Origin of the sequence: Chryseobacterium sp. T20 (assembly GCF_047345655.1) — a bacterium.
Taxonomy (GTDB): domain Bacteria; phylum Bacteroidota; class Bacteroidia; order Flavobacteriales; family Weeksellaceae; genus Chryseobacterium.
In genome coordinates this window covers 1,017,162-1,041,902 of sequence record NZ_JBLFDU010000001.1, presented here as the reverse complement: position 1 = coordinate 1,041,902, position 24,741 = coordinate 1,017,162, and the positions used below count along the sequence as shown (strand labels likewise).

The following is a 24,741-nucleotide window of genomic DNA, read 5'->3' as shown; positions in this document are numbered from 1 at the left end:
AAAACTATTTAAGTTTCTTAAGGCCGTTTACCGTCACGGTTTCTTCACATTTTTCAAAAGTGATTTCGTAAGACGGATTTTTTTCAGGATAAGTGATTAGATAATCCGGACATGGTTTTTTCTGTGCATGGCTACGGTCGAAGTCTACTTTTCCGTTGGTAATGATGCTGTCTTTTATAAATTTTTCATCAATCTTGTAGGTCGTCATTGCAGTTTTAGCCTCTTCAGAATATTTGAATTCTTTGGAAAGACTTTCAGCAATCACACGGCTGTTCGGTAAATATCCGCTGCAGCTTGCCCCTTTTTTGTTTAAAATAAAAAATACGATCAAAAGCCCCGGAACGAAGCCTATTGCATAAAATTTCAGTTTCTTCATTAGAAAATTAAAAGATTGATATCGTGGTACGTAAGTCCGAAACGGTCGCAGATGATCTTTTTGGTATGTCTTCCTTTGTACATATATAAGCTCTGCTTCATTTCGTTTTTGCGGATCAGCATGTTTTCAAAGCCGCCCTCTTCGTCATAATTTAAAATATAGGAAAGGAAGAAATTCGAGATGGCCTTGGTGGTGGTTCTCGGCATTCTTGAGGTAAGGTTCGGAAGTCCGCAATGGATAACACCGTGCTTGATGATGTAAGGATCTTCCATGGTTGTTAATTCAGAAGTTTCAATCACTTTACCATTGTCTATTGTGATATCAATGATGACACTGCCTTTTTTCATTTTCATGACCATATCTTCAGTAACGATAGGCGTCATGTTTAATCTTGGAAGAGCTCCGATGACTACATCAGCACGTCTTAAACTTTTGCTGAGTTCTTTAGGATCAATAATAGAAGTCGGTACACGGCTGTCTACAATCGTATGAAGCCTTCTAAGCTTTGATAAAGAGTTATCAAAAACCTTTACACTGGCTCCTAAACCAATGGCTGCTTTTGTAGCAAATTCACCCACAATTCCGGCTCCAAGGATTACAACTTCTGCAGGTCTTACTCCTGTAATTCCTCCAAGCATTAATCCATTGGATAGAGCTAATAATTCTGAAGCGTATAAAATAGAAACGGTTCCTGCAATTTCACCGACTAATCTTACCAAAGCCAGTTGCTTGTATTCATCAACGATAAACTCAAAAGCGATGGCATTTATTTTTTTCTCTGCAAGCTTTAAAAAATATTCCTTGTCTCTAAGATTGATCTGAAGTGCTGAAACCAGATACGTATTAGGTTTCATGTATTCAATTTCATCTTCTGTAGGAGGATTCACCTTCAGAATAAGATCCTGCCCGAAAGCTTCCTTAGGGTCATTGGTGATCTTCGCTCCAGATTCCGAATATTGTAAATCTGTAAAGAATGAACCTTCTCCGGCCCCTGCTTCAATAATGATCTCATGGCCGTGCTCTACCAACACCTGTACGGCGTCAGGAGTGATGCAGGTTCTCCTTTCGTTGAGACAGGTTTCTTTAGGAATTCCAATACTGAACTGTTTTCCTTTTTTTATAACATCCAATTTTTCCTCTTTCGGCATTAATTCTTCTTCTGTGAAAGGAGTAAAAATATTTGTACTCATCCTTAAATTAAATTATGTCTTACAGATTGTTTTTTACACTCAATTAATGAGCAAAGATACATAATATTTACTCGAATGAAATCTCTCTGTTTTCACCCGTGTTCACTATGCTCATTGTATGGTAGTTAAGGCCATAAAGATCCTCTTCATACACTTCCGGCCATTCGATGATGCATAAAAAAGAATTGTCCAGATATTCTTCAATACCGATATCATATACTTCTTCAATGTTTTTCAGGCGGTAAAGATCAAAATGATAGACTTTTCCCTTTTCTGTATTATATTCATTCACAATAGAATAGGTAGGAGAGTTGACTTCATCCTTGCTGCCCATGTTTTTAAGCAGAAATTGAGTGAATGTTGTTTTGCCTGCTCCCAGATTTCCTTTTAATAAAAGAATATTATGTTGTAATTGAGGAATGATGCTGTCAACAACTTCCTGCCAGTCTTCGATTTTATCTATAGTGAATTGCATATAATACCAAATTTATTTTGCAAAAATAATGATTTATGAGTTTTTAATGAGAAGAAATTAGAAATTATGGGCCGGAAGCTAGAAGCTGGAGGTTGGATGCTAAATAAGCCCTTTCAAATCTCAAAACTAGATAAATCGAATCTTGAAACTCTTTCCTCAAAATACTCTCTAACCCTAAAACCCTCTAACTCTCAAACCCTCTAACTCTCAAACCCTCCGACTCTCAAACTCCGAAACTCTTCCAACTTCTCCATAAATTACTTAATTTTACAGCATGATTTCCAAACAGACCATTGATAAGATATTCTCCACAATCCGCGTTGAAGAGATTGTGGGTGAATACGTGCAGTTGAAAAGGGCAGGGTCTAACTATAAAGGACTCAGTCCGTTTCATGAAGAAAAGTCTCCGAGTTTTGTTGTTTCACCCAGCAAACAGATCTGGAAGGATTTCTCCACAGGAAAAGGAGGAACGGCGATTTCTTTCCTTATGGAAATTGAGAACTTTACTTATCCTGAGGCGCTTCGTCACGCTGCCAAAAAGTACGGAATTGAAATTGAAGAAGATCAGCGTGAAATTTCTGAAGAAGCAAAAAACGCCCAGACAGAAAAAGATCTTTTATATAAGATTCATGAGGTTGCCAATACTTATTTTCAGGAGATCCTTTGGGATGATCAGGAGGGCAGAAGCATAGGTCTATCTTATTTCAAAGAAAGAGAGCTGAAGGATGATATCATTAAAAAATTCCAGCTGGGATATTCTCCGGAGAAGAAAAATGCTTTCACGACTTATGCCCTGGAAAAAGGATATACCAAAGACATTCTTGAAAAGTCCGGACTTTCTATTTTTCCTGAAAATACTCCTGCAGGCGTAGACCGGTTTAGAGAAAGGGTTATTTTCCCTATTCACAGTTTTTCCGGTAGGGTTTTAGGATTTGGAGCAAGGATTCTGAAGAATAATGTCAAAACTGCAAAATATCTCAATTCACCGGAAACAGAGATCTATCATAAATCCAATGTTCTTTATGGATTAAACCAGAGTAAGCAGGCTATTTCAAGGAAGAATGCCTGTCTTTTGGTGGAAGGATATATGGACGTGATTTCACTTCATATGTCCGGAATTGAAAATGTGGTGGCGAGTTCCGGAACTTCTCTGACGACAGAGCAGATCAAACTGATTAAAAGGCTTACAGAAAACGTAACGATTCTTTTTGACGGGGATAATGCCGGGATTAAAGCCAGTTTCCGGAGTATTGATATGCTTCTGACAGAAGGAATGAATATCCGTGTTTTACTTTTTCCTGATGGAGATGACCCGGATTCCTTTGCCAGAAAACATCCGCAGGATTACGTTGAAAAGTACATCGAAAATGAAGCGATGGATTTCATCGACTTTAAGGCGGAAATTCTGTTGAGAGATATCGGAAATGATCCTATCAAAAAGGCAGAAGCGATAAGGGATATTGTAAAATCGGTTTCCTTTGTACAGAATGCGCTGAAAAGAGAGGTTTATCTTAAAGAAGTTTCCAATAAATTTGGACTTTCTGAGCAGAGTCTTTTCAATGAACTGGATGTTCAGAAGCAGATCACACAGAATCAAACGCATCATGTTCAGCAACAGCAGAAAGAGAAAACAGCCGCTCCGAAAATGGAGGTTGTGCCTTTGGATCAGGAAAAAGAAGATCCTTTTCTTTATGATGTATTGTTCATGGAGAACAAACTTGTTGAACACATGCTAGCATTTGGAGATATAATTCTGAAACGTAGAAATGAACAGGGCGAAGAATATCAGATTACAGTAATTGAGGAAATTCTTCATCATTTTGAAGAAGAGCAGTATGTATTTTTAGTTAAAGGTAATGAAATCATTATCACTCAGGTGAGGGAGGGAATTCAGAAAGATGAGCTGAGAAGTGGAAACTTTTTTGTATCTTTTATGGACGAAGAAATTACCACTAAGGTTGTAGATGCTCTGATCCCGTTGGATGAGCTTGAAAACTGGGCTTCCAGAAATATTTATCCTCCCAATTATGGTGATAAAGTGGCAGATCAGATTAAGGGAGATGTTCTTTTGCATAAATACAGATATATTGACTATCTGATCAAGGAAACGGCTAAAGAGCTCGATCAGTACAGCAGTACGGATGAAGTAAAATATTATGAGCTGATCAAAAAGATTACCCTGTTAAAGCAGGCTTCCATACGATTGAGCACTATCATAGAATATTCGCCTATCAAAGGAATTTATGTGGATAGAAAAAGATAATTTAGAGTCAGTTTTTTTGGTATTCTGTGACAAAAAGTCCTATAAAATTTTAGGAATAAATATTGTAATTTAAACTTCGAGAATAGTTAAAAAATAATACATAATAAAAATATGGACATTAAAAAAGAATTCAGAGATTTCTCTGTAAAGCATTTAGGAAACAACGGTTTGGTTACCGATCAGTATATGGGAATGTATGGCCCAACGAATCTTACTCCGTACATCATGGAAGAAAGAAGATTAAACGTTGCTCAAATGGACGTTTTCTCCCGTCTGATGATGGATAGAATTATCTTCCTGGGAACAGGTATTGATGATCAGGTAGCAAACATTGTTACGGCTCAGCTTTTATTCTTGGAAAGTGCTGATCCTTCAAAAGATATTCAGATCTATATCAACTCTCCGGGTGGAAGTGTATATGCAGGTTTAGGTATTTATGATACCATGCAGATCATTAAGCCGGACGTAGCAACAATCTGTACAGGTATGGCTGCTTCAATGGGAGCTGTATTATTGGTTGCCGGAGAAAAAGGAAAACGTTCAGCACTTAAGCACTCAAGAGTTATGATTCACCAGCCTTCTGGAGGTGCTCAGGGAGTTGCTTCTGATATGGAAATCAACTTGAGAGAGATGTTGAAATTAAAGCAGGAACTTTATGAAATCATCGGTCATCACTCAGGACAAACGTATGAGTGGGTAGAAAAATCTTCTGACAGAGATTACTGGATGACTTCTGAAGAAGCTAAAGGTTACGGAATGGTAGATGAGGTTTTACAAAGATCTACAGAGAAAAAATAATTGATGGTAACATCATCAGGAAACCGCACCAATCTGGTGCGGTTTTTTTGTTGGGTTATATTTTTAAATGTTTAGATTCCTGAGGAATGACACAATTGGAATGATGGTTTATCCATGCAGTTTGTCATTCCGTAGGAATCCAGCACAATGATTCAAGGACAGATGTTAGAGAAAAATTACAACCCCGATCAAAGTTTCAACTGAAGACGTAAGAATTCCCCTCCTCTGGAGGGGTGGCAAAAATTCAAAGAATTTTTGACGGGGTGGTTTCAACGTATATTTTACCCATCCCCACAAAAAAAGCGCCTCATGGCGCTTTCTCTATTTCTTAACAATCTTATGTACCGTAGCACTTTCAGCTGTTTTAATCTCGATAAAATAAACTCCCGTGTTTAAAGAATGAATATCAATCTTAGTAACCTGAGAAGTCATTATTTTCTGTCCTGTCACAGAGTAAATATTCACTTCTTTCAGTTTCTCAGCCGTTTCAATCTGAATGAAGTCACTAGTCGGATTTGGATAAACACTGAATTTTTTCTTTGTAACAGAAGAAATTCCTAAAGTAAGCTGTGCTTCGGTTGGAGTAAATGGTCTTCTTTGCCCGAAACCCAATCCAAACCAGTCATTGTTGCTCAGTTGAATCTGAGAAAGATTGGCTTTTGTTTGCCAGCTTGATAGATCTTTTCCTTTATATAATTTCCAGCTGTCTGATCCGGAAGTATTTCCAGCAAAGGAATTCAATGATAGAGTAGCAATCTGATTATTCGCTGATGCAAAATTAAAATAGGAAGCTTGAGACTGGATCAGTTGTAACGCCTGTTCAGCGGTTATGCTTCCGTTATATTTGATTCCAAAGACAAAAGAATTGGCATTTCCGTTGGCATTATCAGTTCCGAAATCAATAACGACAAGACTTTTATTAGTTCCGGTTCCCACCCAGTTCGTAACCTGAGACGGAGTAAACCAAGCAGAGCTGTAGGCTGGAACGGGAGGAGAAGGAGGAATATCGTAATGATCAAGGCCGTAGGTAACCCCATACCATTTTCCGTCCACCAAAGGAGTATAACCCACGCCATTGTTCCATGTCATGTTTGATGAACTGGATCCGGACCATGTTATCCAGCTGTCATCAGTAGTGGATGTGTGATGATTATAATTCAGAATAGAAAGATATCCTGTAGGAATGTCAACCTGCATGTTGGATTCTGCTGCCACAATTGCATTGATAAGATCTTCCATCAACAGGCCATCACCGTCAAAACGGTATCCCCATGCATAAGAATTTGGGGTGCTGTCATCATTAAAGTCTGCAATGAAATATGCTTTTTTAGAACCTGTTCCTACCCAAAATTTAATGTCGTTTTCTGTGAATTGGGCCGACAATACCTGCATGCAAAGCAGTAAGAAAAAAAGATAGATTTTCCTCATGATATAATTAATTTAAAGTTTTATTCCCGAAACTTATCTTCAGAGTAAAAACAACTTTTTCTCTGAATCTGGTGTTTTAAGGCAGGTCTCCTGGCTCACATCTTACAGCTTCCTTCCCGGATTTTCAGATCCAGTGGTTTTTGTGCCATAAGTTTAAACAGTTTACAGTTGCGGGTACAGCTCAAGATTTGAAGATTATTCTCACTTGATTCCCTATTAATGAACATTGTTCAGCCTTAAAACGCTGCAAATATATCATATAAATTGATAAGTCCGTTTTGTGAATTATTTTCCTTTAAAAAGTTGATTTTCAAATTGATTAATGATTGGGCTGGATTGTTGGTTTTTCATTTTTAAATAGGTTCTTTTATTATTTATCTTCAATGCATTCTGTCTGTTTTATTGTTAAAAAACAATTATCATTGTATTCAAGATCAGTTTACAATCAAGTTCTATTTTCGCAGCCATAAAATAGCATATGAAAAAATTACTATGGTCTGTGGGTATACTGGCAGTATTGGCTTCATGTAAAAGTGATGATGATACAACCATAATAAATCAGGATATTAATTATTCCAAACTCCCTCAGGAATTTCCATTTACAAAACTGGTTACGATAAACGGAGTGGATGTTATTAACGGAGGTTTTGGTTCCGGAGCAGCCACTCATCCTACCAGAAAAGGAGAATTCTATGTCATTACAGACCGAGGACCTAATACCGATTTCCAGAACGGGAAAAAGTTTCTTGCTCCTAATTTTACTCCAACCATTATGCATTTTAAAATCAACGCAGATGGAAATGTAGAGGTCATCAAATATATTAAACTTAAAAATCCATCCGGACAACCTATTACGGGACTTCCAAACCCTGCAGGAATGGGAAGCACCGGAGAAGTAGCTTACGATGCTTCCGGAAATGTCTTAGGTACTGATCAGTATGGTCTTGACAGCGAAAGTATTGTTGCTGCCGCTGACGGTACATTCTGGGTTTCTGATGAATATGGTCCGCACATCGTACATTACAGTGCAGACGGAGTAGAAATGGAGAGAATAAGCCCTGTTGGCGTAAATACAGGACCAAGAAAACTGCCTGCTGTTTTAGCAAAAAGAAGAGCCAACAGAGGAATGGAAGGACTTTGCATGACTCCGGATGGAAGAACATTGGTAGGTACTATACAATCCATGATGCTTGTTCCTAGTAAAGCATTGGCCACCAATACTACTTTAACGAGAATTGTCACTTTTGATATTATTACAGGGCAAACCAAGCAGTTTTTATACAAACAGGATGGTGGAGCTTCTGATTCGGTGTGTGATATTACAGCCATCAGCAATAATGAATTCCTGGTGATTGAAAGAGACGGAAATTTCGGATCTCAAGGAGGAATAAAAAGAGTATACAGAATCAATCTGAGCAATGCAACGGATGTGAACGGAGCTGATATTACAGCGGTGGACGGAATGAAAATTAACGGGAAAGCTTTAGAGCAGTGTTCATGGGATGAAATTACCAATGCCGGAATAAAAGCTGTTACCAAAACATTAGCCGTAGATCTGGTTGCAAAACTGGGCTATGAACATGATAAATTTGAAGGAATTGTTTATTTGGGAAATAATAAACTGGCTGTTTTCAATGATGATGACTTTGGAGTAGTAGATGATGGAAACGGAAATCCAAAAGCTAAAATTTTACCTAAAACGGGTAAAGTAGACAAAGGAACAATGTATGTAGTCGATATTCAATAATTAGATTTTTTTAACGAAAAAGCGGCGGAATCGAAGATTCCGCCGCTTTTTATTGGATAATATATAAATCCTTTATATTAATTAAAAGCTTCAATAATCTTAGAGAAATCCTCTAATTTCAAAGCTGCTCCTCCGATAAGACCACCATCGATATCCGGCTGAGAGAAAATTTCTTTAGCATTGTCTGGTTTTACAGAACCTCCGTAAAGGATAGAAACCTCGTCAGCAACTTCCTGTCCGTATTTTGAAGCGATAATATTTCTGATGTGAGCGTGGATTTCCTGAGCCTGCTCCGGACTTGCCGTTTCTCCTGTTCCGATAGCCCAAACCGGTTCGTAAGCAATCACTACTTTTTTGATCTCTTCAGCAGAAAGCGTGAAAAGAGCTACTTCAGTCTGATTTTTTACTACCTCAAGGTGCTGTCCTGCTTTTCTCTGTTCAAGAGTTTCTCCATTACAGTATACAGGAATAAGACCTTTATCAAGAGCTAATTTGATTTTTCTGTTACAGTGAGAATCTGTTTCTCCGTGGTATTGTCTTCTTTCAGAGTGCCCGATTAGTGAACCGGTTGCATCAATAGATTCCAGCATATCTGCAGAAATTTCACCCGTATAGGCACCGCTTTCATGCTCGCTCATATCCTGAGAAAATACTCCGATTTCATCCTTTTCAAAAACGTCTTTTGCCATTATCAAATACAATGCAGGTGGAGCAATCCAAACCTCACAGTTCGTAGCATTGTTGTTTTTATAGCTTAGTAACTGAATCATTAATTGTTGTGCATCAATTACATTTTTGTTCATTTTCCAGTTTCCTGCAACTATTTTTCTTCTCATAAGATTTAAATATAGATTTATTTATTTTTTTAAGTTCGTGCAATGTGTATAGCGTCTATAATCCCCAAAGATTTTTCAACAGAACATAAAACGTATGTTCCTCTTCCGTTACTTTATTGTCAGCTTTGATCAGTGATTTTGCAAACTGAACAAATTTCACACGCTCGTCCTCTGTAGAATCTTCGTGGAAACATCTTGCATGAAATTCAAAATGATCTTTCCATTCCTCAGGCTGTAAAAGAGCCAGGGTTTCAAGTTCATTGTCAAGATTCATTCTGAAAGGAAATTCATCCGCCATGTATTGTTGTACCAGCATTCCTTCCTCAGGAGCAAATTCTCCGTCTACAGAAGAAAGGATCATAAGTAAATGATAACCGGCGATTGATTTATTTGATTTTTGCATGAGTTGTTGTATGTTTAAGTTTAGTGTTTAAATTTGATAATTGATTGATATATAATTGTTTTTTGTCAAAAAAACGATCACTTATAATTCATCATTCATCATTTATAATTAATTAATGTAGTCCTTTGCAGGTTGTTTGTCTACAATTTTTCCGTTTTCAAGGACCAGTACAAATGGGTTGCTTCTCGCTATTGTTTTGATGGCAGTTCCGTCCATCAGTACATTTTTGATAGTTTTAAAAGTGTTAGGCTCTGTAGAAATTCCATAGATAAGAGTGCCTTTCTGTGTTTTTGCCTTTGTTTCTACTTTTTGAAGCAGATCTGCAGGAACATCTTTTGGATGATATGAGAAAACAAGAACGGCTTTAGGCGCGTTGATGATTTCCTGGGTAACTTCCATTCCTGTAGGATCTTCAATCTTGAATTTTACAATTTCAGACTTATATCCTTCTTTGATCAGGACAGATTCATTCTTTCCATCTTCAATTTTCCATGGAGAGCCTTCTGCCCAGTATTCTGTTTTTTTGATATAATCATCCTGATTTACTTTTACAACAGCTCCTGTCTTCTGATTTTTCAGCGTGTAGAAAGTTTTATATTCTGAAGGATTTTTATCAATTTTTGCTTTTTCAGCTTTAATGTCTGTTCCTATTTTATAATCGCGGAAATCTATGATCGGTTCATGCATAATTCCTTGAGCCATAACATAAATCATTCCTAAAGAAAAGACTGTTAAAAGGATATATTTGAATGTGTTGGAAGACTCTTTCGGACTAACTCCATATTCATCTTTTTTACGGAAATCTTTTCTGTAAAGGATAAATAAGATAATCAATCCTACCAGCAGTACAACGTCTTTTAAGAAGCTCTGCCAAGGAGTGAATTTGATAGCATCTCCAAAACATCCACAGTCTGTTACAACATTGAAATACGCAGAGTAAAATGTAAGGAATCCAAAGAAAATACAAAGTGCAATTAATATGGACAAGGTAAATTTAAGCTTTAATTTAAGCAGCAGCATAAATCCTAAGAAAAGCTCCAATACCACTACAATAATGGAGAATAACAGGGCAAACTTTTCTAAAAATGGCATGTTGAAAACCGGAGGTGCGAAATATTCTTCCATTTTGAAAGAAAAACCTACCAGATCCACGGCTTTTACAAAGCCTGAAAGGATGAAAATAACAGCAATAATAAAGCGTAATAAACCTTTGAGCATACTAAATATTTTTGGGTTCGAATTGATTTTCTTTTTCTGAGAATTTGATCAGACAGAAGACTGCATAATTCAGCATATCGAAATAGTTGGCATCAAGCCCTTCCGAAACGATTGTTTTTCCCTGATTGTCCTCAATCTGTTTAGTCCTTAATACTTTCTGATAAATAAGATCTGTAATTGAAGAGATTCTCATATCTCTCCATGCCTCACCATAATCATGGTTTTTTCTCTCCATCAAAGCCTTTGCTTCATTGGCATACTTGTCATAAAGACCTAAAATTTCTTCTTTGTTTTCATTGAAATCATTGGAAAGACCTTTTTCTAATTGAATAAGTCCAATGATAGAATAGTTCACAATGGCGATAAATTCATCTTCTTCACTTTCATCCACCATTTTTTTATCAGTCATTTGCAGCGTACGGATCCTGTTGACTTTGATATAAATCTGATCGGTAATGGAGCTCGGCCTTAAAACCCTCCATGCTGCACCATAATCCTGTAATTTTTTACCGAAAAGATCACGACACTGACTGATAACTTTCTCGAACTGTACTGATGTTTTTAGCATAAATTTTCTTAATCTTCCAAATATACGAATTCGGTTTTAGATTTTTGAATTTGATGAGTTGAGTTTGTATGTCTGAGGGTTTGAGGGTGGGAGAGTTTTAGAGTTTCGGGTTTCGGGATTCGAGTTGTTGGGTTTGAGAGTTTTAGAGTAAGAGGGTTTTAGGAGTAGAGAGTGGGCTCATTTAGCATCCAACTTTTAGCTTCTAACTTTCAAGCTAATTTCTAACTTCTAGCTTCTAATTTCTCATTTAAAACTCATAAATCACTAATTTTGCATTACAGAAATCATTCATCATTTATCCTCATTATAATAATCTCATGCTCTCCAACGCTCCAACGCTCCCACATTCAAACCCTCCAACCTACTCAATCAATTGCAACGGCCGTTTAGTACAACTGGACACTCCAAAAATCATGGGAATCCTCAATATGACACCGGATTCTTTCTCTGATGGCGGAAAGTTCAATAATGAAAAATCAGCATTAAATCATGCCGAAAAACTATTGAAGGACGGAGCAGAAATACTCGATATTGGTCCTCAGTCTACGCGTCCCAATGCCGAATTTTTAAGCGCTGCCGAAGAAATAAACAGACTTGGAAATCTCATTTCTCTGATCAAAAAAGAATTTCCGGAAGCCTTGATTTCCTTAGATACTTTTTATGCAGAAACTGTAAGATTCGGATTTAATGAAGGAATTGATCTGATCAACGATATTTCTGGAGGTCAGTATGATGCAGAAATGTTTGATACCGCTGCTGAAACGAAACTTCCTTATATTCTGATGCATGTAAACCCTTCCTACGAAACCATGCATGATAAAATAAAGTTTGAAGATATTACGCTGGAAGTGAACCAATATTTTGCTAAAAAAACAAAAGAACTTTTAGAAAAAGGAGTGAATGATATCATTCTTGATCCTGGTTTTGGCTTCGGAAAAACAGTAGAAGATCAGATGAAAATGATCCATGAAGTTGAATATCTGGGATTCGGAAAATTGCCTCTTTTAATAGGTATTTCCCGAAAGTCATTTATCTACAAACCTCTTGGGAAATCACCTATGGATATCAATGAGGAAACACAGAAACTCCATAGGGAAGTGTTGGAACAGGGAGCAAAGATTTTAAGAGTTCATGATGTGGCTTCAGCAAAGGAAACACTGACTCGTTTTTTACGAAAAAAATAAAAAGTGCAAAAAAAACTTGTGAGTAATTAAAAAGTTTATACATTTGCAGTATGAATTTTACGAATCAGAAAAATATTATTGTCATTTCTATTATTGCTGTTGTCATTAACAACAGTAAGGAAACGGCATTTTAAATAGATTTTAATTTAAATTATATATAAAACCGTTTCAAATTATGAAACGGTTTTTTTGTTTTTAATTTTTTATAGTATAAGAATATGTATCAGTTATTATCAGTAATTATTATCGTCATTATTATTCCCTTGCGTCTGTGAGAAGGAAGGTGTATGACTGTACATATATTGAGCCCTCTCACACTGTGAGAGGGCTTTTTTTATTCCCATTTGTTAATTTTTTAAACCTCTATAACATGTATTACAACGACGACACGACGATCTACTTTGACGGAAAATTTATGAAAGCGAAAGATGCCGGAACAGATCTGTATGGACAATCTCTTCACTATGGTTACTCTGTTTTTGAAGGAATTAAATCCTACAGCACAGATCATGGAACTCAAATTTTTAAAGCAAAAGAACACTACGAAAGACTTAAGAGATCGGCAGAACTGATGCATATTCCTTTTGATTATTCTGTAAATCAGCTTACAGAACTTACCTATGAACTTCTGGATCGTAATGGGTTTACAGATGCTTATATCCGTCCGTTGGTCACGTGTTCTCCCAATATGTCACTCTCAAAAGGACAAAAATCTTACCTGTCATTGCTTGCCTGGGAATGGAATAACGGCTATCTGGCAGATAAAATGAAAATTATGACTTCCCCTTTTCAACGTCCTAATCCTAAGGCTTTCAAGGTAGAAGCCAAAGTAGGAGGTCATTATGTAAACTCCATATTGGCCTGTCAGGATGCCAAAGACAAAGGCTATGATGAAGCGCTGGTTCTGGATGAAAACGGAAATGTTGCCGAAAGTTCAGGTGCCAATGTTTTTTATGAAAAAGGCGGGGTTTTATATACTCCGGCTAAAGGAAGCATCCTTCCTGGAATCACAAGACAAACTGTTATGGAGATCTGCGATGAGCTTGATATCCCTGTAAAAGAAACCTTTTTTAAACCAGAGGAAATGCGGGGTGCAGATGCAGGCTTTTTCTGTGGTACAGCAGCAGAAATTGTTGCCCTGGATTCACTTGATGATGTTCCTTTTACCAAAGACTGGGAAAACACAGCAAGTGGGAGAGTACAACAGGCATATTTAAAATTAGTAAGAGTTCTGTCATTGTAAATATTGTGAATTTAAATATCTGATTATCAATTGAATGATTCTGTTTTCTTAATAATTGAATATTGTAGTTTTTAGAAAAAATGAAAATGAAAAGAATATTACAAAATGTAGTTTTGGATCAAAATTTAGTAAGGAACTCTATTTGAAGAAGAGGAAAAGAATAGAAAATGTAGGAAAAGTATGTTAAATAAATATTCAAAAACATTCACGCAAAATAGCGAACAGCCCGCAGCCAAAGCCATGTTGTACGGGATAGGATTTACAGAAGAAGATATGCATAAGGCTCAGGTCGGAATTGCCAGCATGGGTTATGACGGGAACACTTGTAATATGCATTTGAATGATCTGGCTCAGGTGGTAAAAAAAGGAACATGGAATCATGGATTAGCCGGATTGATTTTCAACACCATCGGAGTAAGTGACGGAATGAGCAATGGAACAGATGGAATGCGCTATTCTCTGGTAAGCCGTGATGTAATTGCAGACAGTATCGAAGCCATCTGTGGAGCACAATACTATGACGGATTGATCGCATTGCCTGGTTGCGACAAAAATATGCCGGGAACCATCATCGCGATGGGAAGGCTGAACAGACCCTCCATCATGGTGTACGGAGGAACGATTGCTCCCGGCTGCTACAAAGGTGAACAGCTTAACATTGTTTCTGCTTTTGAAGCATTGGGGAAAAAGATTGCAGGAGAAATTACAGAAGAAGATTTTGATGGAGTTGTGAAAAATTCCTGTCCCGGAGCAGGCGCATGTGGCGGAATGTATACCGCCAATACAATGGCTTCTGCCATAGAAGCATTAGGAATGAGTCTTCCGTATTCTTCTTCCAATCCCGCTTTAAGCAAAGAAAAACAGGAAGAATGCCTTGAAGCAGGAAAATATCTGAAAATATTACTGGAAAAAGACATTAAACCTTCGGATATCATGACCAGAAAAGCTTTTGAAAATGCACTGCGAATGATTGTTATTCTTGGAGGAAGTACCAATGCCGTTCTGCATTTTATAGCCATGGCAAAAAGTGTGGGAGTACCTCTTACTCAGGATGATTTCCAAAAAATGAGTGATAAAACTCCGGTGCTGGCAGATTTAAAACCAAGCGGGAAATACCTGATGCAGGATCTGTATGAGCACGGAGGAATACCGTCAGTAATGAAATACCTTTTGAACCAGGGATTATTACACGGTAATTGTTTAACAGTAACCGGAAAAACATTAGCGGAAAATTTAGAAGATGTTCCCGATCTGGATTTTAATACTCAAAAAATTATTAAACCATTATCAGAACCTGTAAAAGAGACAGGGCACCTGAGAATATTATACGGAAACCTTGCTGAAAAGGGAAGTGTAGCCAAAATTACAGGAAAAGAAGGGGAGCGTTTCGTAGGCAAAGCCCGCGTATTTGATGGCGAAAAAAATCTGATCAGAGGAATTCAGGATGGAACCGTACAGCATGGTGATGTCATTGTCATCCGTCATGAAGGCCCGAAAGGAGCTCCCGGAATGCCGGAAATGCTGAAACCCACCAGTGCATTGATCGGAGCAGGGCTGGGAAGCAGTGTAGCCTTGATTACAGATGGAAGATTCAGCGGAGGAACGCATGGTTTTGTAGTAGGACACATCACTCCCGAAGCTCACGAAGGAGGTCTGATCGCTTTTGTAAACGATGATGACCTGATTGAAATTGATGCTGTCAACAACACCATACAGCTTAAAGTTTCAGAAGAAGAGATAGAAAGAAGAAAAAAAGGATGGCAGAAACCTGCCCTTAAAGTACAAAAAGGATTGCTTTATAAATATGCATTAACCGTATCATCAGCTGCAGAAGGCTGTGTAACAGACGAAATCACTCAATAAAAAAATATGGAAAATCTGAATCTATCAACAGAAATACAATTGAGCGGAAGCCGGATCATTCTTGAAGCATTTCTTCGGGAAGGAGTGAAAACCGTTTTCGGATATCCGGGAGGTGCCATTATCCCTATTTACGATGCCCTTTATGATTATAAAGAAAATCTGAAACATATATTGGTACGCCACGAGCAGGCAGCAGTACATGCAGCACAAGGTTTGGCAAGAGTCTCAGGAGAAGTCGGTGTTGTATTAGCTACAAGCGGCCCGGGAGCAACCAATCTTGTAACAGGTCTGGCAGATGCTTTATTGGATAATACTCCTTTAGTATGTATTACAGGACAGGTTTTTGAACATCTTCTCGGAACCGATGCCTTTCAGGAAATAGATGTAATGAACGTCACAAGTCCGGTTACCAAATGGAATTATCAGGTGACCGATGCCAATGAACTTCCCGAAGTGTTGGCAAAAGCATTCTACATCGCAAAGTCAGGCCGCCCTGGTCCAGTTCTGATTGATGTTACCAAAAATGCCCAGCTGCAGTCTGTTGATTATAAAGGATATTCTCCATGTTCTTCACTGAGAAGCTATAAACCCGATCCTGATCCATGTTTTGATAGTATCGAAAAAGCAGCACAGCTGATCAATAATGCAGTAAAGCCATTTATCATTGCAGGACAGGGGATTATGTTGGGAAAAGCTGAAAAAGAGTTTTTACAATTTGCTGAAAAATCAGGAATTCCTGTAGCATGGACGGTTTTAGGGATGAGTGCTATTCCTACTCATCATCCACAAGCTGTAGGAATGGTAGGAATGCACGGAAACTATGGTCCGAATATATTAACCAACGAATGTGATGTCTTAATTGCTGTCGGAATGAGGTTCGATGACCGCGTGACCGGAAAATTGGATCAGTATGCAAAACAGGCAAAGATTATTCACCTGGATATTGATAACGCAGAGATCAATAAAAATGTAAAAGTAGATGTTCCGGTTCTTGGAAACTGCAAACATACACTTCCTCTCCTTACAGAAAAGATGATAAAAAGAGAGTATCACCATTGGAATGAACGATTTAAAAAATGTCATGAAATTGAAACCATCAATCTGATTCATACGGAGCTTTACCCGGAAGAAGGTGAGATTACAATGGGGGAAGTTATCCGTCATCTGAATGAAATGACAGGAGGTGAAGCAATTATTGTAACAGATGTAGGACAGCATCAGATGGCAACATGTCGCTATTCTCATTTCAAACATTCCCGAACTAACGTAACAAGTGGAGGACTGGGAACAATGGGATTCTGTCTTCCCGCAGCGATTGGAGCTTCCTATGCAGAGACCAACCGCCCTGTGATTGCAGTGATGGGAGATGGAGGAGCTCAGATGAATATTCAGGAACTGGGAACCATTATGCAGTATCATCCTGAAGTTAAAATATTAATTCTTAACAATTGCTATCTGGGAATGGTAAGACAGTGGCAAGAGCTGTTTCATGAAGAAAGATATTCCTCAGTAGATATCCAAAGCCCTGATTTTGTTCAGGTAGCTAAGGGATATAATATAGCTGGGAAGAAAGTATCCGAGAGAGAAGAACTGAAGTGGGCACTTCGTGAAATGCTTGACCACAAAGGATCTTTCCTCCTTGAAGTAATGACAGGAAAAGAACACAATGTATTTCCGATGATTCCTCAGGGAAAAAGTGTTTCGGAGATTGTATTAAATAATAAAGTTTAAAAATATAAAAGATGAAAACAGATCATAAAGAATATACCATTACAGCGTATACAGAAGATTATTTAGGATTGATCAGCCGCATCAATGCTATTTTTTCAAGAAGAAGAATTTCTATGGTGACCTTCAATGTAGGACCCTCAGAAATAGAAAAAGTAAAAAAGTTTGTTATCGTAATCAGAGAAACAGAAGATTCTGTTCAGAAGATCAGCAGACAAATGGAAAAACAGGTAGACGTTCTGGAAGTACATTACCACAGAAATCCATACCTGACGGCAGTAGAATATGCCAGCTAAATGTAAAAATTAAACATCACAATCAATAATAAATAAAATCAAAAAAAAATGGCAAAATTGAATTTTGGAGGAGTAGAGGAGAACGTAGTAACAAGAGAAGAGTTTCCGTTGGAAAAAGCTCAGGAAGTATTAAAAAATGAAGTCGTAGCAGTGATTGGTTATGGAGTACAGGGACCTGGGCAGGCTTTGAACCAGAAAGATAACGGAATTAATGTGATTGTAGGACAGAGAAAAAACTCCAAATCATGGGATAAAGCAGTCGCAGACGGATTTGTACCGGGAGAAACTTTATTTGAAATCGAAGAAGCACTGGAAAAAGGAACTGTTATTTGCTATCTTCTGAGTGATGCCGCACAGATAGAATACTGGCCTAAAGTAAAACAGCATCTTACCCCAGGAAAAGCATTGTATTTCTCTCATGGTTTCGGAATCACATTCAGCGAGCGTACAGGAATTGTTCCTCCAGCCGATGTAGATGTATTCCTGGTAGCTCCTAAAGGTTCAGGAACTTCATTAAGAAGAATGTTTCTGCAGGACAGAGGTTTGAACAGCAGTTTTGCCGTTTATCAGGACGCTACAGGAAAAGCCAGAGAAAGAGTAACCGCATTAGGTATTGCCATAGGAAGCGGATATCTTTTTGAAACCGACTTTAAAAAAGAAGTATACAGTGATCTTGCCGGAGAACGTGGAACTTTGATGGGCGCTGTGCAGGGAATATTTGCTGCTCAGTATGATGTATTGAGAAAAAATGGACACAGCCCTTCCGAAGCTTTTAATGAAACCGTAGAAGAATTGACTCAGTCATTAATGCCTTTGGTAGCAGAAAACGGAATGGACTGGATGTATGCCAACTGCAGTACAACCGCTCAGAGAGGAGCTTTGGATTGGTGGAAGCGTTTCAGAGATGCCACTTCACCTTTGTTTGAAGAGCTGTATGACAATGTAGCGAAAGGAAATGAAGCACAACGTTCAATTGACAGTAACAGCAAACCGGATTATCGTGAAAAATTGGAAGCCGAACTTACAGAGCTGAGAGAAAGCGAAATGTGGAAAGCAGGTAAGACGGTACGAAGTCTGAGACCCGAAAACAATTAATTACCCAACAGATGATGAAAGAGGAAGTAAGTTCCTCCGTTTTAGAGCATGTCTATAAAGCGGAGGAACGATTAAAAGATGTAGTGGTAAAAACACCTTTAGCGGTCAATAATAACTTGTCAGCTATTTATGAGTCGAATATTCGTTTTAAAAGAGAAGACCTTCAAAGGGTCAGATCCTATAAAATAAGAGGAGCCTATAATAAGATGGCCACCATGTCTGAGGAAGAACTTTCAAAAGGTGTTGTTTGTGCCAGTGCCGGAAATCATGCCCAGGGCGTTGCTTTTGCATGTCAGACCATGAAGGTCAAAGGAACGATTTTCATGCCTTTACCAACTCCCGGACAAAAGCTTGAACAGGTGAAAATGTTCGGTGGAGAATACATAGACGTTATTCTTTTTGGAGATACTTTTGATGCCGCAAAAGATGCTGCGATGAGGTTTTGTAAAGACCACAACAGTGTATTTATTCATCCATTTGATGATCCGGCAATTATTGAAGGACAGGCTACAACGGCTTTGGAAATTCTGGAACAGTCAGAAGGTCTGGTTGATTATCTTTTTGTTCCGATAGGTGGTGGTGGACTGGCAGCAGGAGTCTGTACTGTATTTCAGCATCTGTCTCCACAAACAAAAATTATTGGTGTAGAACCCTCCGCAGCAGCAAGCATGAAAAAAGCCCTTGAAAAAGGGAAACCCGTTCTTCTCGAAAAGATAAGCCGTTTTGTAGACGGTGCAGCCGTACAGCAAGTGGGAGACCTTACTTTTGAACGTTGTAAAGATGTACTGTACGATATGGCAACAGTAGATGAAGGACTTGTCTGTGAAACCATATTATCACTGTACAACAAAGATGCTATTGTGGTAGAACCAGCAGGAGCACTTTCGGTAGCAGTATTGGAAAAGTACAGAGAGGAAATAAAAGGTAAAAACGTAGTATGTATCATCAGTGGAAGCAATAATGATATTACCCGTATGGAAGAGATCAAGGAGAAAGCGTTGCTTCATGCAGGGTTAAAACATTATTTCCTGGTCAGATTTCCACAACGTCCCGGAGCATTGAAAGCTTTTGTAATGGATGTATTAGGTCCTGATGATGATATTACCTACTTTGAATACACCCAGAAAAATTCAAAAGAAAAAGGAATTGCAGTCGTAGGAATTGCTCTGAAGCAAAACAAAGATTTCACCCCTTTAATTGATAAGATGAAGCAGTATGATTTCTTTGTTAACTATCTGAACAATGATCCTTCTCTTATGAATCTACTTATTTAAAAGGATTTAGATGTAAAAAGAGACCTATTTTTTTGATGACATTAAAAAACGACATAAGAAACTGAAGCGTTAAGAAAATGAATTCTGTGAACGTTAAAAAAACTCTAGTGTTTGAGTGCGGGACAACGTATGATTCTCAACATAGAGTGTTTCCGCACGAGTTTAGAGTTTTTAGAGAACAGATTTCATTTTTAGCTGAAGTTTCTAAGTCTTGAATTTTTGTTTCTTTTGTTTCAAGACAAAAGAAGTATAATAAATAAAAAAAATTAACGGTTTCCAATCATATTCAATATTAAATTATTTCGTATTTCAGATTCTAAAAACACAATGATGAAAAAAGCTTCACAATCTGTGAAGCTTTTTTGTTTTTGGCACTGTTAAATGACAAAAGAAGTATAATTCTTTTTATATAGATTATCTTTCAAGCGAAAAATTAGAAATTACTTTTGGACGTTCAGCTTCATTAGCCACTTTCCAGGATGTTCTGTACATCCATTCAGTCATTTTATAAAGCTTTTTGTAATTGATATTTTCTGATTCATCCTGTGGAGTATGGTACTGATCATGCAGCACACTGGTGAAGAATATGGCAGGAATTCCAATCTTAGCATAGGGAAGATGATCACTTCTGAAATAGAAATATTCAGCATGGCTTGGAGAATCCCAATCTTTCAGGTATTTGAATTTTGTACTTTCGTTATTGGCATCTTCGGCCATTTTTACAAGCTCTTCAGAATTTTTGTGAGGAGCATTTCCTCCTAATAGAGCGGCTTCATTATTGTCATTTCTTCCGATCATATCGCCATTCAGAACGGCTACAATGTTCTCTTTTGGAACTACAGGATGGGCGGCATGCCATCTTGAACCCAGCAATCCTCTTTCTTCAGCACCATGGAAAACAAAAAGGATACTTCTTTTTCCCGGCTGTTTTTTATAAGCTCTGGCCATTGCCAACATGGCAACACAAGTACTGGCATTATCATCAGCACCGTTGTAGATCGTGTCATTCTTTACAGGATGTCTGATCCCGTCATGATCCTGATGTCCGCTTAGCAAAACATATTCATTTTTAAGAACAGGATCTGTACCTTCTATTTTTCCAATGATATTGACTGAAGGATATTTGTAAGTTTCAGTAATCAGGTTCAGAGAAGCTTTAGGATTGTTTTTTACCCAGCCAGCATTTTCTCTTTTGATCCACAAAACAGGAATATTATTCGTGATTTTTTCTCTTAAACCTTCTACGCCGTAGCTTCCTCTCGTCATTTGAGGCAGTACTTCTACCCAGCTTTTTTCAGAAATATCATCGGTGATGAAAATAATTGCTTTTGCTCCCAGCTGAAAAGCTTTATCGTAATATTTATTTCTTACAAATCCGGGATATCTTCTTACAAAAAGAGTCATGTCTTTTGAAATGTTTTTGTCAGAAGCGTTTACTGCAAGAACTTTTCCTTTGATATTCAGTTTCGCAAGCTCTTCAGGCTCTGTGTTTCCGGCATATACTATGTCAGCATCTACAGTAGCATTTACGGGTTCAGCGACAAGGAAATCTTTCCATAATTTCAAACTGGTATCTCCAATTTTCAGATTACTTTGTGGAATTACCTGATGTCTGTACATATCGAAGAACTGGAAAAAAGTTCCGTTATCTCCGGCGGGTTTCATTCCTGCTTCTTTGGCTTTGTCGGCCAACCACATGGAAACTTTCAATTCATCCAGAGTTCCGGCTTCACGCCCCCAGAACTGGTCTGCAGCCAGCTGATACATATCGGTACGAAGATCAGATTCTTTGATGGCAGAAACCAAAGGTTTTTTATAATTCTGAGCATTTCCAAAGGCAAATAAAACGAGCCCAAGGAGAGAAAAAACATAATTTTTATTCATAAGAACTCTTAATTAAAGTTAGCCAATTTCTCTGAGAACTGTTTTGAAAACTCCTTTCTGTCTTCTTCCAGCTTTTCCTGTGTAGAAGGTAAAATATAATTAAAAAGGATTTTGTCTTCATTGTCTAAAAAGATAATTTCCTTTTCATTTCCATCAATCATCTGTGAGAAAATCTCCCACATCGGAGTGTCTTTTAATTTTAATAATTCAAAAAACTGTTCTGCTTTGATTTCGATTTTCTGCATGTTCTTTTTTATATATTGTCGTTGAATATTTCTGAATTCTGATTCAAAAATAAAGATTTTGTATGGTAAAGAGTATTAAAACTCGAGAAACTTCAGCTTAAACTGGATGGCAAAGTTTTCTTTGAAATGTGGAGTTGCATAATAACCGACTCTGTAGAATAGTCCAAGGTTAAAATAACTGGAAAGGAAATTGTTCCATTCCAAACCGACTTCCTGATAGAGATGATCTAATTTTCTGAATTTAAACTGGTGGTATTCCGGATGTTTCATATCTCCGATAGTTCCTCTTAATACAAAATCAAAACTGGAAACATTGTGTCCGAAACTTTTGAAATACCAGGGAAGTTTGTGCGTAAAGTAGTATGCTACGAATCTATCATTATAATATTTTCCTCCTTCCAGTGTTGCAAACCCAAGATAAGAAGTAAGGTTGAAATTAAAATCCTTGCCAGGAGAAGCCAGTCCGTTCATCGTAAAGTTTTTCCAGATAGGCGCTCCACCCAGAACAAGACCTCCGTACAATCTGAAACCTGTAGTCCCGATTGGTGTTTTAAAATTATGAACAAATAAGGCATCAAAACGGGAATAATTAAAATCTCCCTGTAGTATTTTGTAACTCTGCTCATAATTAAAATACAGCTCAGGGTATTTCTGATCAATCAGAGATTTCCCCTGCGGAGTCATAATATTGGTAGAATTCGGAGAATATTTCAGGGTGAAAAGTGTATTGAAGTTTCTGTAAGATGTTCCCCGGTCTCTGAACTGATAATCGAATTCAGCTTCTTCTGTGTTTCTTCTCATGGCAAGAGCAACGGTAAGTCCGTTGGTGACATCGTTCAGGTAAGATAATGACATTCCTTTAAAGTGGAAATACCGGTCATTATTCAAATTATTCCCGAAGTTCATCATTCTCATCTTGAAATTCCACATCTTTCGGTTGAATTCTCCGGATGCTGTTACATCATCATACACTTCAAATCTGAAAAATGAATTCTTTTCCAGTGTGGTTTTCATATCAAGTCCCATTCCGTACTTCCATTTTCGGTCTTTCACACCATATGCAAAATAGTAATCCGGCGAAAAATATGGGTTGAAATTTTCATTCAGCTTGGCTTTTAAACCTAATCTGAAACCTTCATAGGAGTTATAATTAACAATTTCATCCACAGCAAAGTCTACAGAACCGACTCTGATCTGTCCGTTCAGTAAACCTGATAAAATCTGTGCTTTGCTGTCGATTTTATATTTTTTACCTAAACTGTCGATGGTTTTATAGGTATTTTGTTCCCTTTCGGTAAGAGGATCTGTCCTGTATCGGTCCAGAGATTGGCCGTCAATATTTTTTACTGAGAAGGTATAGCCTTTGAAATCCTTTGGATCTTCTTCAATAGGAGATTCGAAATCAAAATACTTTGAGGTAAGGAAAGCATAAGTTCCGAAGCTTTTTTTGTCTTTTTTATCATCGGCATGCACTTTGTCATCCATGGCCATTTTACCCATTTTAAGCTTGGCTTTTTCATGGGCAAGGAACCATTTATTATTGTAGAATACCCAGGTACTGGTAATAATTCCTTCGTTTTTATTTTTACTGAAGTTCTCAATTTTTTTGATTCCGTACGTTTCGGTATCTACATAAATAGCACCATTATACTTTCGTTTTCTGTCCGGCTTTTTGTAATTTACTTCCCGGAAGCGGATCACAAAGTTTTTCCTTCCGTCAAGGGTAACGGTATCTGAAAGAAAGAATCTGTACAGCCCTCTGTTTTCGGGTTTTATCTGTTCGGGAACAACATCCCTGTTACTTTGCTGGAGTGCAATCATTTCGTAAATAGGCTGCTTCAGACCGGAGATTCTGTTGTCCAGAATATTGATCTTTTCACCATACTTTTTGGAGTACAAAAACTCCTGAGCTCTTTCCCAAAGGAAGAGTTTACTTTTTGAAAATATTTTTCTTGCGTTGATATTATTCAGCGAGTCTTTTTCTCTTTTTTTCTTGAAAATGTTTAAATCATTAAAATACTGATTAAACTGCGAAAGACTGTCCTCATCAATATCCAGAGAGATTTTTTCGTAGGATTTGTAAGAGTAGGACCCTAAACTTTTGGGTGAGTTTTCTTTGAATAATTTATTTACTTTTTTAAGAATTTCCAGAGCCCTGGGGTCACTTTTATCTTCAATAACTACAGCTTCAATATTAGTAGTCTTTGATGTTTTTTTGAGCAGGGAAACTTCCATGCTGCTTTCTACGGTAAGGGTTTCTTTCTGATAAGATTCAGCATCTATATCAATGTTTTTGCATCCGGTTTTAAACTCCAGAATACCTTGTTCATTGGTGTATCCGATAACCGTATTGTCACAGGATACCTTTGCTTTAAAGACAGGCTTTTGACTGGTGTCATCCACAACCTTAATTTTTGTTTGCGAATACCCCAAAAAGCAGATCAGAAAAAATATTAATAGTAAACCCCTTTTCATGTAAAAAAACTACGTCAAAAATAATGATATTTATTCTTGTAGAAAAGTTTTTAACAGAGTATAACATTGATTTAATCTAATGTTTTCATGGATTTTGTACAGGCAAAGACAAATGAAAAAATGATCAGATAGTCTTTCTGTATTGTAATGGA

At 37.6% G+C, this 24,741-nt stretch carries 21 protein-coding genes and 1 riboswitch; of the genes, 10 read left to right on the top strand and 11 right to left on the bottom strand.

Going from position 1 to position 24,741, the window contains the following annotated elements; genetic code table 11:
- Positions 1–4: 4 nt before the first annotated feature.
- The 3 genes from ACMA47_RS04580 to tsaE form a co-directional block, all read right to left on the bottom strand.
- Complete coding sequence (locus tag ACMA47_RS04580; protein WP_413928852.1) at positions 5–376, bottom strand: hypothetical protein; 372 nt, start codon at positions 374–376, stop codon at positions 5–7.
- A complete protein-coding gene (locus tag ACMA47_RS04575; RefSeq protein WP_129037264.1) occupies positions 376–1,566 on the bottom strand; it encodes an alanine dehydrogenase in 1,191 nt (396 codons plus the stop codon). The genes ACMA47_RS04580 and ACMA47_RS04575 overlap by 1 nt, the downstream gene beginning before the upstream one ends.
- Before the next feature lie 67 nt (positions 1,567–1,633).
- The gene (tsaE, locus tag ACMA47_RS04570; RefSeq protein WP_413928851.1) at positions 1,634–2,041 is read right to left on the bottom strand and encodes a tRNA (adenosine(37)-N6)-threonylcarbamoyltransferase complex ATPase subunit type 1 TsaE; all 408 of its coding nucleotides are present in this window, start codon (positions 2,039–2,041) and stop codon (positions 1,634–1,636) included.
- A 274-nt stretch (positions 2,042–2,315) separates the two neighbouring features.
- Between tsaE and dnaG the strand changes: the two genes are divergently transcribed.
- Positions 2,316–4,304, top strand: coding sequence for a DNA primase (gene dnaG / locus ACMA47_RS04565; RefSeq protein ID WP_413928850.1), 1,989 nt, complete (start codon positions 2,316–2,318; stop codon positions 4,302–4,304).
- A gap of 111 nt (positions 4,305–4,415) precedes the next feature.
- A complete protein-coding gene (clpP, locus tag ACMA47_RS04560; protein WP_027373257.1) occupies positions 4,416–5,102 on the top strand; it encodes an ATP-dependent Clp endopeptidase proteolytic subunit ClpP in 687 nt (228 codons plus the stop codon).
- Between the two features lie 321 nt (positions 5,103–5,423).
- Here the strand turns inward: clpP and ACMA47_RS04555 are convergent, their stop codons facing one another.
- Positions 5,424–6,530 (bottom strand): T9SS type A sorting domain-containing protein, encoded by a 1,107-nt coding sequence (locus tag ACMA47_RS04555; RefSeq protein ID WP_413928849.1) that lies wholly within the window; start codon positions 6,528–6,530, stop codon positions 5,424–5,426.
- Between the two features lie 62 nt (positions 6,531–6,592).
- A riboswitch (cobalamin riboswitch) is annotated at positions 6,593–6,784 on the bottom strand.
- A 224-nt stretch (positions 6,785–7,008) separates the two neighbouring features.
- Between ACMA47_RS04555 and ACMA47_RS04550 the strand changes: the two genes are divergently transcribed.
- Positions 7,009–8,277, top strand: a complete 1,269-nt coding sequence (locus ACMA47_RS04550) for an esterase-like activity of phytase family protein (RefSeq protein WP_413928848.1) — start codon at positions 7,009–7,011, stop codon at positions 8,275–8,277.
- A gap of 77 nt (positions 8,278–8,354) precedes the next feature.
- On the opposite strand, the gene tpiA is transcribed toward ACMA47_RS04550, so the two are convergent.
- From tpiA to ACMA47_RS04530, 4 genes are all read right to left on the bottom strand, one after another.
- Complete coding sequence (gene tpiA, locus ACMA47_RS04545; RefSeq protein WP_413928847.1) at positions 8,355–9,113, bottom strand: triose-phosphate isomerase; 759 nt, start codon at positions 9,111–9,113, stop codon at positions 8,355–8,357.
- 55 nt (positions 9,114–9,168) lie between these two features.
- On the bottom strand, positions 9,169–9,516 hold the full coding sequence (locus ACMA47_RS04540) for a TerB family tellurite resistance protein (protein WP_034692300.1): 348 nt from the start codon (positions 9,514–9,516) through the stop codon (positions 9,169–9,171).
- A 108-nt stretch (positions 9,517–9,624) separates the two neighbouring features.
- Positions 9,625–10,734 (bottom strand): BT_3928 family protein, encoded by a 1,110-nt coding sequence (locus ACMA47_RS04535; protein WP_413928846.1) that lies wholly within the window; start codon positions 10,732–10,734, stop codon positions 9,625–9,627.
- A 1-nt stretch (position 10,735) separates the two neighbouring features.
- Positions 10,736–11,302 (bottom strand): DUF1599 domain-containing protein, encoded by a 567-nt coding sequence (locus ACMA47_RS04530; protein ID WP_062671258.1) that lies wholly within the window; start codon positions 11,300–11,302, stop codon positions 10,736–10,738.
- 413 nt (positions 11,303–11,715) lie between these two features.
- Here ACMA47_RS04530 and folP point away from each other — a divergent pair, with 413 nt between their 5' ends.
- The 7 genes from folP (at position 11,716) to ilvA (ending at position 19,985) form a co-directional block, all read left to right on the top strand.
- On the top strand, positions 11,716–12,486 hold the full coding sequence (gene folP / locus ACMA47_RS04525) for a dihydropteroate synthase (protein WP_413928978.1): 771 nt from the start codon (positions 11,716–11,718) through the stop codon (positions 12,484–12,486).
- Positions 12,487–12,856: 370 nt separating this feature from the next.
- The gene (gene ilvE, locus ACMA47_RS04520) at positions 12,857–13,729 is read left to right on the top strand and encodes a branched-chain-amino-acid transaminase (RefSeq protein WP_253318216.1); all 873 of its coding nucleotides are present in this window, start codon (positions 12,857–12,859) and stop codon (positions 13,727–13,729) included.
- A 180-nt stretch (positions 13,730–13,909) separates the two neighbouring features.
- A complete protein-coding gene (gene ilvD, locus ACMA47_RS04515; protein WP_413928845.1) occupies positions 13,910–15,592 on the top strand; it encodes a dihydroxy-acid dehydratase in 1,683 nt (560 codons plus the stop codon).
- 6 nt (positions 15,593–15,598) lie between these two features.
- The gene (gene ilvB / locus ACMA47_RS04510) at positions 15,599–17,323 is read left to right on the top strand and encodes a biosynthetic-type acetolactate synthase large subunit (RefSeq protein ID WP_413928844.1); all 1,725 of its coding nucleotides are present in this window, start codon (positions 15,599–15,601) and stop codon (positions 17,321–17,323) included.
- Positions 17,324–17,334: 11 nt separating this feature from the next.
- Complete coding sequence (locus ACMA47_RS04505) at positions 17,335–17,616, top strand: hypothetical protein (RefSeq protein ID WP_062671248.1); 282 nt, start codon at positions 17,335–17,337, stop codon at positions 17,614–17,616.
- A gap of 48 nt (positions 17,617–17,664) precedes the next feature.
- The gene (gene ilvC / locus ACMA47_RS04500) at positions 17,665–18,711 is read left to right on the top strand and encodes a ketol-acid reductoisomerase (RefSeq protein ID WP_034692308.1); all 1,047 of its coding nucleotides are present in this window, start codon (positions 17,665–17,667) and stop codon (positions 18,709–18,711) included.
- 11 nt (positions 18,712–18,722) lie between these two features.
- Positions 18,723–19,985, top strand: coding sequence for a threonine ammonia-lyase (gene ilvA, locus ACMA47_RS04495; RefSeq protein WP_413928843.1), 1,263 nt, complete (start codon positions 18,723–18,725; stop codon positions 19,983–19,985).
- A 414-nt stretch (positions 19,986–20,399) separates the two neighbouring features.
- Here the strand turns inward: ilvA and ACMA47_RS04490 are convergent, their stop codons facing one another.
- From ACMA47_RS04490 to ACMA47_RS04480, 3 genes are all read right to left on the bottom strand, one after another.
- Entirely contained in the window at positions 20,400–21,869 is a 1,470-nt protein-coding gene (locus ACMA47_RS04490; protein WP_413928842.1) for a M20/M25/M40 family metallo-hydrolase, read from the bottom strand.
- 8 nt (positions 21,870–21,877) lie between these two features.
- Positions 21,878–22,114: a hypothetical protein gene (locus tag ACMA47_RS04485; RefSeq protein ID WP_034697514.1), complete on the bottom strand. Its 237-nt coding sequence runs from the start codon at positions 22,112–22,114 to the stop codon at positions 21,878–21,880.
- 75 nt (positions 22,115–22,189) lie between these two features.
- Positions 22,190–24,517, bottom strand: coding sequence for a hypothetical protein (locus tag ACMA47_RS04480; protein ID WP_413928841.1), 2,328 nt, complete (start codon positions 24,515–24,517; stop codon positions 22,190–22,192).
- Between the last annotated feature and the right edge of the window lie 224 nt (positions 24,518–24,741).

Bases quoted from the DNA above. Each gene is read 5' to 3' on its own strand.
- ilvD (WP_413928845.1), top strand. From the start codon at position 13,910: ATGTTAAATAAATATTCAAAAACATTCACGCAAAATAGCGAACAGCCC.
- ACMA47_RS04540 (WP_034692300.1), bottom strand. From the start codon at position 9,516: ATGCAAAAATCAAATAAATCAATCGCCGGTTATCATTTACTTATGATC.
- ACMA47_RS04535 (WP_413928846.1), bottom strand. From the start codon at position 10,734: ATGCTCAAAGGTTTATTACGCTTTATTATTGCTGTTATTTTCATCCTT.
- ilvB (WP_413928844.1), top strand. From the start codon at position 15,599: ATGGAAAATCTGAATCTATCAACAGAAATACAATTGAGCGGAAGCCGG.
- ilvC (WP_034692308.1), top strand. From the start codon at position 17,665: ATGGCAAAATTGAATTTTGGAGGAGTAGAGGAGAACGTAGTAACAAGA.
- folP (WP_413928978.1), top strand. From the start codon at position 11,716: ATGGGAATCCTCAATATGACACCGGATTCTTTCTCTGATGGCGGAAAG.
- ilvE (WP_253318216.1), top strand. From the start codon at position 12,857: ATGTATTACAACGACGACACGACGATCTACTTTGACGGAAAATTTATG.
- tsaE (WP_413928851.1), bottom strand. From the start codon at position 2,041: ATGCAATTCACTATAGATAAAATCGAAGACTGGCAGGAAGTTGTTGAC.
- ACMA47_RS04550 (WP_413928848.1), top strand. From the start codon at position 7,009: ATGAAAAAATTACTATGGTCTGTGGGTATACTGGCAGTATTGGCTTCA.
- ACMA47_RS04575 (WP_129037264.1), bottom strand. From the start codon at position 1,566: ATGAGTACAAATATTTTTACTCCTTTCACAGAAGAAGAATTAATGCCG.
- ACMA47_RS04505 (WP_062671248.1), top strand. From the start codon at position 17,335: ATGAAAACAGATCATAAAGAATATACCATTACAGCGTATACAGAAGAT.
- ACMA47_RS04490 (WP_413928842.1), bottom strand. From the start codon at position 21,869: ATGAATAAAAATTATGTTTTTTCTCTCCTTGGGCTCGTTTTATTTGCC.
- ACMA47_RS04530 (WP_062671258.1), bottom strand. From the start codon at position 11,302: ATGCTAAAAACATCAGTACAGTTCGAGAAAGTTATCAGTCAGTGTCGT.
- ACMA47_RS04485 (WP_034697514.1), bottom strand. From the start codon at position 22,114: ATGCAGAAAATCGAAATCAAAGCAGAACAGTTTTTTGAATTATTAAAA.
- ilvA (WP_413928843.1), top strand. From the start codon at position 18,723: ATGATGAAAGAGGAAGTAAGTTCCTCCGTTTTAGAGCATGTCTATAAA.
- ACMA47_RS04580 (WP_413928852.1), bottom strand. From the start codon at position 376: ATGAAGAAACTGAAATTTTATGCAATAGGCTTCGTTCCGGGGCTTTTG.
- clpP (WP_027373257.1), top strand. From the start codon at position 4,416: ATGGACATTAAAAAAGAATTCAGAGATTTCTCTGTAAAGCATTTAGGA.
- dnaG (WP_413928850.1), top strand. From the start codon at position 2,316: ATGATTTCCAAACAGACCATTGATAAGATATTCTCCACAATCCGCGTT.
- ACMA47_RS04555 (WP_413928849.1), bottom strand. From the start codon at position 6,530: ATGAGGAAAATCTATCTTTTTTTCTTACTGCTTTGCATGCAGGTATTG.
- tpiA (WP_413928847.1), bottom strand. From the start codon at position 9,113: ATGAGAAGAAAAATAGTTGCAGGAAACTGGAAAATGAACAAAAATGTA.